Here is a 14,472-nt window from a genome sequence, read left to right on the forward strand (position 1 = left end):
GAGCATGAGCTTGAAGATGCGAGCCCAGACGAAAGATATGAAGGCAGACTCAAAAAAAGCAAGCCTATATTGGATGAGTTTTACAAATGGCTCAAGCAGCAAAGACCTCGAATTACACCTAAGAGTGCCACTGGTAAAGCTGTTAATTATTGTTTGAACCAATGGGATAAGCTTAATAATTACTTACTTGATGGTAGACTTTATTGCGATAATAACATTTCGGAACGGAGTATAAAAGGATTTGTTATATCACGTAAAAACTTCCTGTTTTGCAATACTCCAAGCGGAGCTACCTCAAGTGCAATGATTTACAGTATTATTGAAACTTCCAGAGCAAATAATCTTAAGCCTTTTGAATATCTGACTTATTTGCTGGAAACGCTTCCAAATGTAGATGTCAAAGATCAGAGTGTGCTGGATTCCTTAATGCCTTGGTCGGATGATTTGCCTGAATCCTGCAGACTTAATAATAAGATTTTACAACAGAAGGAGTAGTAATTGTAGACGGGTTGTATTTTACGCTTACGGGAATATAATGTGAATAAACCTAAAAATTGAGGATGTAGTTTTAAATATAGACTGAAATTAAAGGGTTTGAAGCTGCGCATGTTGGAAGAAAAATGTGGACAAAAGTGTGAATTTGGCTGTGGATAGCTTGTGAATAAAGTTAAAAATTCACGAAAGAGATGTGCAAAAGTATGAAAAGTTTGCGCACGATATGACAAGCCAGAAGCACAACGTGAACTTATAGTTTAAGATAAAAATAGCCAGTCACAAATTTAATTAGGGACTGACTATTTTTATTGAATATACTATCATCCAAAATGGTTTTTATTAAGAAGGTATTAATACTTATATTCTTTAGTTACTGAAATTGAAGCGAAAAGGTTTTGAGTTGCGTTGGGATTTACTTTCAATATTTTATTATAAATGCCATATCCACTAAGTTCATCAAATCCACTAATGTCATTGAAAACAGTAAAAAATACACTTTCTTTTTTTGGCAATGAGAGTGTAATTATCATATCATCTTCCTTTATGGCGGAGCTTTTTATAGTAATATCATCATTTAATGGTAATGAATATTTGCTGTTTAACACAGCTTTATTAATATGATGATCCTTATTGCTGATATTTACGAAAACTTTAGAAGAAAATACTGGAGTTAATATCTTAAAAGTAACAATTCTATTATCTCCTTCATTTGTTTCATTAATGACTTTTGCTTCTATAATTGGGAGATCAGGGTTGTCTAAATTCTGTTTTAAAGGCTGGTAGTTGGTGCCTGAGATTGAATAATAATCAATTTGTTTGTCCTCAACACCCTCAATATTTTTATAATAGTAATAGCTAACATCGTCCATATTATAATTCATACTTGAGGTATTATATTCGATTATTGAAAGAGTGCCACAAATAACTAGGATACCAATTACAAACAACCATTTTCTTTTTATGACATTATGAAAATGAGGCATGGCTAAAATCAGAATTAAAAACAAAATGATTGAAGAGAATTTAAACTGCAACAAAGAAAAAGTTTCAGTAAATAAGAAAACTAAAGGATATAAAATAATAATCTCAATCCAGAAAGGTATCAGATGAATTATATTGAACCAGCTTTTATGTGTTATTTCTTTATTTAAAACTGTAAAGAGTAAAACAAGTGAATTACATAATAAAACCCAATCAAAAATATAGCTTGCTCCTTTAAAGTAAAAAAGTGTTATCCCACAAAGAAATGTCCACCATATTAGACTAGAGAATAGTAACGAGTGAGTGTCTAATTTTTTAGTCAGAGGAATGTATACTATAAAAACTATTATAAAAACTATTAAACTCATCATAACAAACAAAGGGATACTGCTGTAATTTATCTTGGTAAGCCGTGAATAAATATCTTTTCCAAGAATAATACTAACTTTCTGGATTAATGGAAGGGAGAAAAACAGTAGTATTCCAATAATAATCTGTGTTAAAAAACTAATTAATACATGTTTCAAATTAATTATTTTTTTAACTAAGGCTAATATAAAAGTAGTAAAAGTCAGGAGTAAAATCAAAATTTTTATTGCTATCATAAATTCCTGAGAATATATAACAAATAGAAAATTTAAAATGTTAAAGAATACTCCATTTTTATTTGTATATAAAGAGTCTATGTCAGCATTCCCATAATATCTTATACAAGAAAGCATATGGTGCCCCTGTTGTTGGAAAGTAGTCATATTAACATTGTCGAGATTGTCTCTAAGGGTGTGATAATTATACTTATTACATAAAAAAGCAAAATTTAATCCCTGAATTTTTTTGTTTTTTGCAATATTAAAATCTGTGTTATTAGGCAATGTATTGTAGATATCAGGCATTAGAGAAGAACTTGTTATATTAGAGGATGCTTTACGGAAAGCTTTAACTGTATTTAAATTGCCCTGAGTTGTTTCAAACATGAGTGAAGGTCCTGAGGTTCCTCTAGCCTCAAAGTTTATTACAAAGTCTATATTTTGGGACAGTTTATGATTGGTCATAAAAGACTGCATTCCCAATAATCCAGGCTCCTCTCCATCTGTAAAGAGAAAAATGATATTATTGTCCAGTGGAGGTTCGTCCTTTATTATGTTTATACATTCTAACATTGAAGCAATACTTAAACCGGCGTCGCTAGCACCAGGTGCGTTAGGGACGGAGTCATAATGAGAAACAACTGCCATGGTTTTTTGTGCTTTTTTGCCTGGAATTGAGACAATAATATTTTTAATGTTTGCCAGGGATTTACTCTTAGGTTCATAAAACAACTCTTCTTGTAATTCCCATTTTACTCCGAGAAGATCAAGCTGATCAGTTATGTAATTTCTAACAACATCATGATTTTTCATGCCAACAGAATGAGGTGATTTTCCAATTTGTTTTAAATGCTCCATGGCTCTTGAGGTCTGAAAATCACTTTTTGGACTTGTGTACAGAGAAAATATTGAACAGAAAGCTACTATTGTTGTTATTATCAACGTAATAGCGGGCAAAGCATATTTTTTATAATTCATAAATACCTCCAGTTTTTGTGTAATATTATACCATTACTTCTTTTTCCATGGCAAGAATTCAGAACTATAGAATTCAGTATTCAGAATATTTGTTTTATCCTTATGAGGTTATTTTTGATAGGGTTGATAAGTGAGTATATGAAGCTGCCAATTGGAGGGGAAATGATCTCTAGTTGGTGGCTTATTATTTTTTAAGAAAATATTTTTGACAATGAAGTTATCCTGAATTATAATGAGTATACACTCAATGAGTAAGGAGTCAATATATTGTGAATAAGAGACAAGAACAAAAAGCCAAAACAAAGAAGATTATAATCGACATAGCATTAAATCAGTTTGCAAAGGATGGGTTGCTTACAACGAAGACTTCTGATATTGCCGCTTCTGCAAATCTATCACACGGAAGCATATTTGCACATTTTCCAACAAGAGAAGCTTTGGTGGAAGCAGCTATTGAAGAATTCGGGATGAGAGTTACTAAAAAGTTACATGAGTTAGTTGAAGAAAAATGTGAAATGGAAGGGCTTCTTATAGCTCATTTAAAAGGCATACAAGAAAATGAATTATTCTATTCAAGATTAATAGCCGAAGCGTCTTTACTTCCTGAAAGCGCGCGTAATACATTAATAGGGATTCAATCTGCGATATCATTTCATCTAATTCAAGTAGCTGAACGTGAAATGAGTGCATCAAGAATATTAAAAATGCCGTTAAATCTTATGTTTAATACATGGATTGGTCTTATAAATTATTACTTAATGAACAGAGAAATATTTGCACCAGGAGAATCTGTTATTTCAAGATATGGGCAGCAATTGATTAATCATTATATGAATTTGATTTCTTTCAGAGAGAAGGAGGTGAATTAGTTTGAAAATATGTATTGCATGCGGAATGCCTATAAAAAATAAAGAAGATTTTGCAATGGGAGATGAAAGCAAGGATTACTGTAAATACTGTTCGAGACCGGACGGTTCAATGCAAAACTATGAAGAAAAACTTGAGAGTTTGACTGGATTTATTATCAGAACACAAGGTTTAGATGCGGGTGCAGCAAGAAATGCAGCCAAGGGTATGATGACAAAGTTGCCAGCATGGAAGACTTGCTAGGCATTTTCAAAGGGTAGGTTTATTCATTATGGATAATAGGATGGTAAGCAATTCGTTTCAGATTTTTAAATGAATCTAAAAGTGCTATACTAATATGCCTTTCAGTAGTTGGAAATAGGGCGGTTAAATCCTTACCAATTGCATAGGATGGTTTTGATGAGGTGTGATATGGGTAGTTTAAGTGAATTGCCTAATATAGGCAAGACTATGGAAAAACGGCTTGCTACAGTAGGAATAAAAGATACTGAAACTTTAAAGAAAATCGGAAGTAAAGATGCCTTTATTAAGCTAAGATTGCATGAGGGAGATACCTGCTTAAGTTCTCTTTATGGGCTTGAAGGGGCAATCCAAGGAATTAGGTGGCATAATTTAAGTTGTGAATCGAAAGAGGATTTAAAAAAATTTTTTGACTCTTTTAAGTGAAATTTACTATAATTAATGTAGAGAGATGAAAACACAATCTGGGCTGTTCGCAAGCTGAGCTTGCTGCTCGCCCATGCGTTCTGGTTGGTAATCTGGATGCAGGATATCCTCTCAGTAACCTGCCCTCCTGGGGTTGTTCGTTCTATTGATAATAAATTTCAGGAGAAAGTAAAATGAATGCTAAATTGACGGTCTATTTTGATGACCCTTTTTGGGTTGAGGTATTTGAAAGGTTTGATGAAGGTTTACTTGAAACTTCAAGAGTTGTTTTTGGTGCAGAGCCAAAGGATTATGAGGTATATGCTTTTATTCTTGAAAACTATTATAAGCTTAGGTTCAGCAGACCTATCAGAGTTGACTTTGAATCAGGAAAAAGGATAAACCCAAAGCGACTACAACGAAAAGTAAGAAAAGAAACTTCTGATTCAGGTATTGGCACTAAAGCACAGCAAGCAATAAAATTGGAGCATGAAGCTCGAAAACAGGAACAGAAAAAGACTTCTAAGGAAAAGCGTGAGGAGTTGGAGCAGCTTAAGTTTGAAAAAAGACAGGAAAAAAGAAGGAAAAGAAAAAGGGGCATTAATATAAATTAGGAGCTGGCAAGATGGGTTATTCACTGGATTTAAAGATGATTTCAATAGATGAGTATAAGGAAATCTTAAAAAATCAATATTTGCTACCGAGTAGAAAAATACTGCATCAGGATTTTGAGTCCAGTTTTGGTCGACAGCAATCACTTCAGGTTGCTTATATGTAGCAATTGCCAGCTTTTTTGTTTTAGCATCAAACAAATGTGATTTGCAATAGATTTCACTACCTCTCTCGTCAAACAATACTATATCAACAAACTCATTAACTTTACCATCAAAAGAATCCCCTTTTCATCATAATAAGTCTTTTGTATATTTAGAATTAAAAGGAAAATAGTTAAAATCTTTTGTGCTTTCCACTTTTGTTACCCTTAAAAATAAAAGATGTTTCGCATACATTAATAATAAATTATATTAATTATTCTTGAGGGGGAATTAAACTATGAAAGTCAAAGAAGTAAGATTTTTGGTTTATTTGATCATTGTTGCAATGTGTTCATCCTGTTTTACGTTTGTTGCACTTGCAGCTGATAAACCTACAGTCTATATTGCAGGAGATTCAACAGTCCAGACTTATGGTTCCAGCCAAGCACCACAGCAGGGATGGGGGCAAAGGATTGCAGAATTTTTTACTAGTGATGTTGTTTTTGTTAACAAAGCAATTGGCGGAAGAAGTTCAAAGTCTTATATAGATGAAGGGCGTCTGAAAGAAATTCTAAATGTTATAAAATCTGGAGATTATTTATTTTTTCAATGGGGTATAAATGATAGATATAAAAATGACACATCCAGATATACAGATCCTAAAACCACATTTAGAACTTATCTGAAAATGTACATAGATGGTGCAAAAAATAAAGGAGCTATCCCGGTAATAATAACACCTACTACCAGGTTTGATTATTCAAATGGCTCATTTCAGAATGACTTCAAGGATTATTGTACAGCAGCAAAAGAAGTTGCAGCAGAGACAAATACTAAAATTATAGACTTGCAGACAGCAGCGTTAGATTATTTAAATAAAATAGGGTATAACGAAGCTTTGAAGCTGTACATGCCAAATGATGTGCTTCATTTTAATGATAAGGGGGCATATCAAATGGCAAGACTTGTGTCGGAGGGAGTTAGTGGATTAGATTTACCAATTTCAGCATATGTTAAAGGTGGAGCTACCAAAACTCCAATTGTAGTATCTACATCTACACCTGTAGCTACTCCTGTAATTAATTCGCCCAAGCCGTTAACAATCGCAATATATGGAGATTTAAATGGTGATACATTTGTAGACTCAATCGATTTTGCACTCATGAGAAGATATTTGCTTGGATTTATTAGTGTTTTTCCTTATTCTAATGGTCAGGTGGCAGGTGATGTGGATGGAAATGGTAACATAAACTCTATGGACTTTGCATTTATGCGGCAATTTCTGTTGGGAATCATACATAAGTTTCCTGCAGAGGATAATACACTTGTAACACCCACACCTGGAAATAACACGTCTTTATACCAGGCAGAGGATGGAAAACTCTATAAAGCAGTTACAGAAACTACTAATTCAGGGTATACCGGAACAAGTTATGTCAATTATGATAATGAAATCGGGGGATATATTGAATGGAATGTTAATGTAAGCACAGCCGGAATATATACTATAACATTAAGATATGCACATGGTGGAGCTGACGATAGGCCTTTAGAACTAAGCATCAACTCTAAGTCCACCAGCGCCAGCCTAGACCTGTTTGCAACTGGGAGCTGGTCTACATGGGCTGAAGAAAGCATGATTATTGAACTTAATAAGGGAAATAATGTAATCAGAGCTACAAGTATTAACGCTAGTGGAGGACCCAATTTAGACTATATTAAGATAGAACCGTCCAATATTACAACAACACCATCACAAACATCTGCAATATCAACACCTACAGCGACAACACCTCCATCCAGTAATGACGGACCTGCTGTAGATCCTTCATTAATCAGCAAACTTACAGGAACAAACCCTATAAAATTTCATATGGATGTGCAACCAGGAAATTATGATGTTACAGTAGTTTTTGGTGATGCTAATTCAGCGAGTTCTACAAATATAGAGGGTGAAACTCGCAGACCAATGCTAGGTACAATAACAACAAGTGCTGGAACTTTTTCAAGACAAACATTTACTATAAACGTCAGAAATCCTGAAGGACAACCAACCGGTCAGGGGGGCACAGGAACATCAGGACTTGATTTGGTATTCTCAGGCTCTAATCCAAAAGTAAATGGTATTGGAGTTGTCAAATCAGAAAATCCAAGTATGATTTATATAGCAGGAGATTCTACTGTATGTGATCAACCGAGTAGCCCTTTTACAGGGTGGGGTCAGGTGCTTCCTCAGTATTTCAAGCTCGGATTGTGTATTGCAAACTATGGTGACTCAGGAGAAAACTCAGGAAGTTTCCTGAGCAATAAAGTCCTCTTCCCAGCAATAGAACAACAACTGAAAAAAGGTGACTATGTATTTATTCAGCTTGGACATAATGATAAAACTACTTCAGCTAGTGCATTTAAGACAAATATAACTAGCCTTGTTACAAGAACCAAGGATAAAGGTGCTATCCCAGTATTGATTTCGCCACCTGTAAGAAGGTTATTTAATTCTGATAACAAAACTCTATCCAATACAGCTATTCACATAAATGGTGCAGGTGCAAACCTTCCTGCTATTATGAAAGAGGTAGCAACTGCTAATAGTATAGATTATATTGATTTGACAGGTGAGAGTAAAAAGTTGGTTGAATCTCTTGGAGTCAACGATTCAAAGAAACTGTTCTTAACTAATGAATCTGGTGACAACACACATTTTTCAAGCTATGGTGCAAATGAAATGGCTAAAATAGTTATTAATAATATGAAAACTCTAAAGATGCCTCAAGTATCGAAACTTAGATAAAAGTGTTTTATATAGTTACAACCAGAATTTATAATGTAAAATGTTTTTTATTATTTCCCTTATACTCACGGCTAACGCATGTATATAATTATATGGGATATATTATGAAAGAGCTAAAAAGCTTGAAATAAAAGCGTTTTAGCTCTTTTTTTATTCATGAAAATATGTTGTAATATATATAAACAATAAAAATACAACATAAAAGGGACAAATTTATGAGACACACTTTTGATAAAAACAAAAGACCTCTTCATATTGTAAGTGCTTGGTTAAGGAAATAGGCATGGTTCTTGGACAAGTGAAAACAAGGGAAAAAAGCAATGAAATAAAAGCAATACCCGAATTGCTTGATATATTAGATATTAACAGATGCATTGTTACAATTGATGCCATGTGTACACAAAAAGAAATTGCAGCAAAAATTAAAGAGAAAAAAGCTGATTATGTATTGTCACTCAAAGGAAATCATCCATTGCTTAATGAAGAGGTATCCAGTTATTTTGATACAACTCTTGATGATAAAATTGAAAAGCATAAGGTGAAGCACTGTAGGATCGCTAATAAAGGGCACGGAAGAATTGAATTTACATCCGTTAAAAAAAGCATGAAAACAAAAAGACGAAAAGCTGGTTGGAATTTAGATTTTTTGGAACAATTACTTACTTGTAACAAGTAAAAAAATTATTTGGTGTTATTTGGAGGGGCATATCCGTATAGGACTGCTTGGCTTGTTTGTGATAAAGCATTTTCATTTCTAATTATAGTCATATCCTATACTTGATGCTGAAATGGCATTTTTAAAAAACTTGATATAAGGTTTTAGTGTGAAATTCTATTTCATGCTTTTACCGTAAAAGACCCATAAAGACCCATGTAATAGTATTGAATTATTACATTATTTATGATATAATTAGCTTATACAAATAGAAAGGTCGTTATTCTAAATCAGTTCTATTCTGTATTCGTCTTATCTTCTTTTATTCTGCTGTTCCAGTTTCAATTTCCATGATGTAAGATTCTACAATAATCCAGGAGGGGTTTTATGTTGAGAAAATGGATTTCAATGACGTTGGCAAGTTTTATGGTATTTTCTTTATTATCAGGCTGTGTAAAAAGCAGTGAAGCTAAAAACACCGATGCTACAAGCAAAGAAAATATACAGTCACAAAACACCCCAGAGTCAACCCAAATACCTGATTTAAATGGAGCTGTTATTAAGATTGTAACACAGGGGTATGATCTGATTCCAACTGGTGGAAATGAAACTGGGGATTTAAATGTAAGATGGTTTGAAGATATTCAAAAAAAATATAACTGTAAAATTGAAATTAGCAAAAATGAAGTAAGCGATGAATTCATTTTAGATTTGGAATCAGCAGTAGCAGCCAATCAAAAATATGCAGATTTTATATGTGTTCAGACAGATATATTTTTTGAAGCTGCACTTAGAGACCTCTTAGAATCTTGGGATGGGGTGGCGGACACTTCCAGCTCAAAGCTTATACATAACTATAATAAGGATTATGCACAGTCAGGATTGTTTGATGGGAAATTATACCATATAGCAATAGCTGATACTGTAAAGGCTTCAGATGTTATCTATTTTAATAAAACTATTTTCAAAAAGTATGGTATTGAATCGCCCTATGATCTGGTGAGGAAAAATCAATGGAATTGGGAAAACTTCCGCAAAATTGCAAAGCAAGCTACGATCGACACAGATAATGATGGAGTGACTGATATCTGGGGAATTTCAAACCTTGGACATGCTGACCGTGTAGCAGGTTTCTATTTTGCAAACAGAGCTACTTTAGTCCAAACCACTGAAAGTGGTAAAATAGAAGTTACTATTGATGATCCTGCATATATTGAAACTATGGAGTTCTTGAGGGATCTGGCACAGGTTGATAAGTCCATGCAGATGACAGAGAAGGGACCATCGTGGAATGAAGGTGCTAAGTTGTTTGCTTCCGGAAAATGTGCAATGACAGCTCACAATTCTATGAGCAAAGGAATTAAGGAAGGATTTCAGGACGAGCTGGGCTGTGTTCCGTTCCCAATGGGGCCAAAAGCAACAACTTACACAGGAGGCACTCCATTCATGTATGGATTTATGATTCCAAAGAATGTTGATAATTTAGAGGATAAAGCTATTGTGTTGCTGGACTGGATTACCAATAATCCATACTTAACTAAAGAAGAGAATGACACACGTCGTTATAATGACGTTGCACTATATGGCAGTGACTTGGATATAGTTGATATGTTTAAGATTATTGACAATCAGGATATGCTTTTTGAGTTCTCCAGACCGTTAAGTAGCGTTGAAGGGTTTTATGACACCACATTTAATGTTATTTCCGGGAAACTGACTGTACAAGAAGCTATTAAGACACAAAAGGCTCGATATCAGTCAAAGATTAATGAATTGTATTCAAACAGAAATAAATAGGTAAATTTAATTATAAATTAAGGGGTTATATTACTTTCGCAAAATGACGATAACTAGTATATGATTATCTGAGTTTTGTGCAGACACCGGAGTTATTTTATTTGTAGAATGACTATGGGTAGAGCACATTATTTGATGATATTTTACTAGTTATCGTACTTTTGTTGATAAGCATAGATGATGCATACATTAGTAATTTCGTATACAAAATATTTTGATATATAAGATTTACTTATGCGGAAACTGTTATTTTTCTAAGTCAATATAAGAGGAGAATTATTTGTTTATAGTTTAATCAAAATGGGGGAAAATAAACATGAATAGTCCCATAGTATTGGCACATAAACTCCTTATAAAATTATTTACCGGATCATTGAAGCTGCTGAGAGCCACAAAGATACAGGTAAGGATAGTGGCATCACTGCTGCTGATATCTGTTTTGCCTCTTCTTTTGACAAGTGTAATTTCCTACACAAAATCAGTAAATGCTCTGGAAACCAAAATTAGTTCATCTACTGTTGAATTGGCTACTCAGCTGGGAAACAATATTGGTAATGTAGTTAATAATTACGAAAACAATCTTACAGAATTTGCCTATAACCAAATGATTGCAAAGAGCTTAGAAAATTGGGATTATATAAGTGAAGATGATCAAAAAGCCGTAATCCAGCAAATTGTTAGTATTACAACAGCTAAATTTGTACGGAATAAGGATATTAAATATATTTCAATTAGAAGTGGTACAAAAGAGCTGTGGAGTTATGGAAAATATCCTTTTAATCCGCAGGATGGATATATAGTGGATAAAGCAGTACCTGTAAGTGATGGCCTGACTGAATGGTTTATATATGACCAACATATTATTATAAATCGGAACATTGGTTCGCAGTCAGTCCAGAAAATCGGAACAGATACAAAAACTTATGTAGGAAACGTATGGATGGCAGTTGAGGAAAAAGTATTGGTTGATATTTATAAAAATTCAATTGTTGAACCTGATTCGATCGGTTTAATTTTATCTTCTGATGGTTTGGTTGTTTCTAGTGGAATTTCAGATCAAGTCGGAAAAAAATACTTTGAAGGAAAATTAATTGGACATATAAAAGATAGTGAGAAAGCAGGAAAAAGTTCTTTTGCTGCCGATATCGGATCTAGGGCTTACTATGTGGTATTTTGTAAAGTTCCGGATACTAATTGGTATATAATTAATGCCCTGCCTCAATCCTATATCAAAGGTACGTCAATTGAAATCAGGAATATGATACTGTTTTTATCTGTTATATGTTTATTCTTTGCATTTATAATTTCATACCTTATAGCTGAGAGCATATGGGTGCCTTTAAAAAAATTAATTGCTGCTATGAAAGAGGTAAAGAGCGGCAACCTTGTTGTTGATTTATTTGATGCCGAAAAAGATGAAATCGGGCAGGTAACAAGATACTTCACAGATATGATAACCGAAGTAAAGAGGGTGGTTTTAGATGTTTATTCTTCAGCGGGTAATGTGAACAACATTGCAGGAAATGTATCGCATTCTTCCAAGCAGCTAAACTCAACAATAGAGCAAATCTCACTATCGTCCAAACATTTGGCGTGTGGTGCTACAAATCAAGCTACTAATATATCACAGGGAGTAGACAATATGAATGGTTTGTCTGATTGTATCAGCAGAGTTGAAGAGAATATTGAATCTGTTATAAATGTGGTAGCGGATTCAAAGAATCTAAGTCAGAATGCTCTCGAGGTTGTTTATCATTTAAATAAGAGGACAGAAGAATCAGATAAGGCTTCACGGAAGATAGTAGAGGACATAAATAGTCTTATGCAGGACATGTCAGACATTAAGACTATTATAAAAATTATTGCAACAATTGCAGAGAAGACAAACTTGTTGTCGTTAAATGCGAGCATTGAGGCGGCAAAAGCAGGCGAAGCGGGTAAGGGTTTTGGAGTTGTCGCACAGGAGGTTAAAAAACTAGCTTATCAGTCAAAAGAGGCTTCGAAAAAAATAAATAATATTCTTAGCGTAATCCAGGAAAAAACACAGCAGACAGTTTATACAGCAAATATTGTAGGAGAAGCAATAAAACAGCAAAAGTTTGCAGTAAATGAAACTGACAAGTCTTTTAAAACAATTTATATGTGCATGGATGGAATAAAGCAGCGCATGGATGGAATTGAAACTGCAGCTGAAGAAATGCTGGTATTTAGGGATAGCTCAATTAACACCATGCAGATGATATCATCAGTATCGGAAGATACAGTAGCAATGTCCGAAGAGTTAGCAGCAAGTGCCTATGATCAGATGTCAGGTAGTGAGGAACTCGCGAAGCTGTCAAAGGAAATGTATATAATGGCACAAAGGCTTAGCGATGCCGTAGCAATATTTAAAGTGTGAAAATTCTCTTTTTCAAAACCAAGTACACCCCTTTGTTTTAATCTTTCAAAGCCCTACTATAACCCCCGCATAGGAATAGGTAAGGTTTTGACGTAATAGCCACCTTTTCCCCTCCTCCAAACCGGACAGGAAACTTTCACTTCATCCGGCTTTCCAAGAAACCAACCTACTTGCCTTCCCCGGCTTTCGACTTCCTTCTACCTCACGATAGTTGGATGCTTCAGTTTAAAACTTTAAGCTTTTTCTGGTATTTTAGAATCTTCAATTTCATTTTTGAGTTTATTCCTTGTGGTATCTCTCCACTTTGTACTATCTTTAGACAATTATAACAAAACCCCATGCTGAATTTGGAACCTTGTTTATTTTATCAAGGGGTAATGCTAGCAGTTCATAGCCGAGAAATTTAACTCTGTTTTCTTCAAGGCTTGTTATCAATGTCTTTTCTTTGGAAAGGTTTAATTTCAACCTATATTTGTAGTACTTTTGCAAGTATTTCAATATTCGAGTTGCTTCATTTATCATCGTGGTCATTATTAACCAATCATCACAATACCGTATCAAACACTTTGGAACTATACCTTTTCTTTTCAGGGCTCTTCTGGAATAGTCTTCTTTCTTATGTTTTGATTTTGGATGATGATACATCCTTCCAAGCATCCAGTCAAAATCATTAAGGTATACATTGGCAAGTAATGGGGATATGCATCCACCTTGGACTGTTCCCTTTTCTGTTTGGAACTTCTCTTTATCGTATACATAACCGGCAATTAGCATTTTCTTAATCATTTCGATTATTCTTTTATCCTTTACACCTATCCTATATAGCTTTCTTAGAAGTATCCTGTGATTGATGTTGTAAAATATCCTTCAATGCCTCCTTCTATATCTATTATCGGCTTTTGTGGTGTCTTGAGGTTTATGAGTGTTTTTGCAAATGTCATTGCATGGAATGAGAGACAAACTTCGTTTACTAACAAACAGAAATAATGGTTGGGGAATGATTACCGAATACAAAAACTTAAGGAGTTTGTTAGAGGATGGATTAACTACTTTAGTGAGGCGGAGATGAAGAAATTAGTAGGAGAAACTGACGAATGGCTACGAAGAAGAATTAGGGCTATCTATTGGAAACAATGGAAGAAGGTTAAAACGAGGTATCGCATGCTGAAAGCGTTGAAACTACCAGAAGGTAAGGTGCACGAAATGGCAAACTGTCGCAAGGGTTGTTGGAGAGCGGCGAAGATGCTAAACGGTGCACTAACAAATAAAATAATAGCCAGATTGGGGTATATCACCATGTCTGACTATTATCTGAAAATCTGTGAAAACTGAAGAACCGCCGTATACCGAACGGTACGTGCGGTGTGGGAGGTCGGCTAATCAATTAATGGTTAGCCTCCTACCCGATCAAATAATTCATACTTGCCAATATATATAATAATTTAATATAAATCTGTAATTTTTGCTGTTAGTCTAAGATTATTCCACTATTTAAATACAAATGTTATGATATATAATATAAA

12 protein-coding genes and 1 pseudogene are annotated in these 14,472 nt (G+C 34.2%); 11 read left to right on the plus strand and 2 right to left on the minus strand.

Features of this window, described 5'->3' with window-relative positions:
• On the plus strand, nt 1-495 hold a 495-nt coding region (locus ACECE_RS0220575), incomplete at its 5' end, for an IS66 family transposase (RefSeq protein WP_010250677.1).
• A gap of 350 nt (nt 496-845) precedes the next feature.
• Here the strand turns inward: ACECE_RS0220575 and ACECE_RS0220580 are convergent.
• Nucleotides 846-3,041, minus strand: a complete 2,196-nt coding sequence (locus tag ACECE_RS0220580; RefSeq protein ID WP_010250679.1) for a M28 family peptidase — start codon at nt 3,039-3,041, stop codon at nt 846-848.
• 269 nt (nt 3,042-3,310) lie between these two features.
• Here ACECE_RS0220580 and ACECE_RS0220585 point away from each other — a divergent pair, with 269 nt between their 5' ends.
• The 9 genes and pseudogenes from ACECE_RS0220585 to ACECE_RS0220625 all read left to right on the plus strand — a co-directional run bounded on the left by ACECE_RS0220585 (nt 3,311) and on the right by ACECE_RS0220625 (nt 12,949).
• A complete protein-coding gene (locus ACECE_RS0220585) occupies nt 3,311-3,910 on the plus strand; it encodes a TetR/AcrR family transcriptional regulator (protein WP_010250682.1) in 600 nt (199 codons plus the stop codon).
• A gap of 1 nt (nt 3,911) precedes the next feature.
• Nucleotides 3,912-4,151, plus strand: a complete 240-nt coding sequence (locus ACECE_RS0220590; protein WP_010250684.1) for a zinc ribbon domain-containing protein — start codon at nt 3,912-3,914, stop codon at nt 4,149-4,151.
• A 156-nt stretch (nt 4,152-4,307) separates the two neighbouring features.
• The gene (locus tag ACECE_RS0220595; protein WP_010250686.1) at nt 4,308-4,574 is read left to right on the plus strand and encodes a TfoX/Sxy family protein; all 267 of its coding nucleotides are present in this window, start codon (nt 4,308-4,310) and stop codon (nt 4,572-4,574) included.
• A gap of 173 nt (nt 4,575-4,747) precedes the next feature.
• A complete protein-coding gene (locus ACECE_RS0220600; protein ID WP_010250688.1) occupies nt 4,748-5,167 on the plus strand; it encodes a YjdF family protein in 420 nt (139 codons plus the stop codon).
• Between the two features lie 11 nt (nt 5,168-5,178).
• Nucleotides 5,179-5,331 carry a hypothetical protein gene (locus ACECE_RS31335; protein ID WP_010250690.1) on the plus strand — a complete coding sequence of 51 codons (153 nt, stop codon included), beginning with the start codon at nt 5,179-5,181 and terminating at the stop codon, nt 5,329-5,331.
• Between the two features lie 275 nt (nt 5,332-5,606).
• Nucleotides 5,607-8,099: an SGNH/GDSL hydrolase family protein gene (locus ACECE_RS29710; RefSeq protein WP_010250692.1), complete on the plus strand. Its 2,493-nt coding sequence runs from the start codon at nt 5,607-5,609 to the stop codon at nt 8,097-8,099.
• A gap of 209 nt (nt 8,100-8,308) precedes the next feature.
• Nucleotides 8,309-8,775 (plus strand): annotated as a pseudogene (locus ACECE_RS0220615) (ISAs1 family transposase); the annotation flags it as partial.
• 366 nt (nt 8,776-9,141) lie between these two features.
• Nucleotides 9,142-10,551, plus strand: coding sequence for an ABC transporter substrate-binding protein (locus ACECE_RS0220620; RefSeq protein WP_010250696.1), 1,410 nt, complete (start codon nt 9,142-9,144; stop codon nt 10,549-10,551).
• 316 nt (nt 10,552-10,867) lie between these two features.
• Nucleotides 10,868-12,949, plus strand: coding sequence for a methyl-accepting chemotaxis protein (locus ACECE_RS0220625; RefSeq protein WP_010250698.1), 2,082 nt, complete (start codon nt 10,868-10,870; stop codon nt 12,947-12,949).
• 315 nt (nt 12,950-13,264) lie between these two features.
• On the opposite strand, the gene ACECE_RS0220635 is transcribed toward ACECE_RS0220625, so the two are convergent.
• Nucleotides 13,265-13,813 carry a reverse transcriptase/maturase family protein gene (locus tag ACECE_RS0220635; RefSeq protein ID WP_083878841.1) on the minus strand — a complete coding sequence of 183 codons (549 nt, stop codon included), beginning with the start codon at nt 13,811-13,813 and terminating at the stop codon, nt 13,265-13,267.
• Between the two features lie 126 nt (nt 13,814-13,939).
• Here ACECE_RS0220635 and ACECE_RS0220640 point away from each other — a divergent pair, with 126 nt between their 5' ends.
• Entirely contained in the window at nt 13,940-14,281 is a 342-nt protein-coding gene (locus ACECE_RS0220640) for a group II intron maturase-specific domain-containing protein (protein WP_010250702.1), read from the plus strand.
• Nucleotides 14,282-14,472 lie beyond the last annotated feature (191 nt).

The sequence above is a fragment of the Acetivibrio cellulolyticus CD2 genome (assembly GCF_000179595.2).
In the GTDB taxonomy this organism is placed as follows: domain Bacteria; phylum Bacillota; class Clostridia; order Acetivibrionales; family Acetivibrionaceae; genus Acetivibrio; species Acetivibrio cellulolyticus.

Excerpts from the sequence above, each read along its gene's own strand:
- ACECE_RS0220625 (WP_010250698.1), top strand. The coding sequence starts at position 10,868 with ATGAATAGTCCCATAGTATTGGCACATAAACTCCTTATAAAATTATTT.
- ACECE_RS0220580 (WP_010250679.1), bottom strand. The coding sequence starts at position 3,041 with ATGAATTATAAAAAATATGCTTTGCCCGCTATTACGTTGATAATAACA.
- ACECE_RS0220620 (WP_010250696.1), top strand. The coding sequence starts at position 9,142 with ATGTTGAGAAAATGGATTTCAATGACGTTGGCAAGTTTTATGGTATTT.
- ACECE_RS29710 (WP_010250692.1), top strand. The coding sequence starts at position 5,607 with ATGAAAGTCAAAGAAGTAAGATTTTTGGTTTATTTGATCATTGTTGCA.
- ACECE_RS31335 (WP_010250690.1), top strand. The coding sequence starts at position 5,179 with ATGGGTTATTCACTGGATTTAAAGATGATTTCAATAGATGAGTATAAG.
- ACECE_RS0220595 (WP_010250686.1), top strand. The coding sequence starts at position 4,308 with ATGAGGTGTGATATGGGTAGTTTAAGTGAATTGCCTAATATAGGCAAG.
- ACECE_RS0220600 (WP_010250688.1), top strand. The coding sequence starts at position 4,748 with ATGAATGCTAAATTGACGGTCTATTTTGATGACCCTTTTTGGGTTGAG.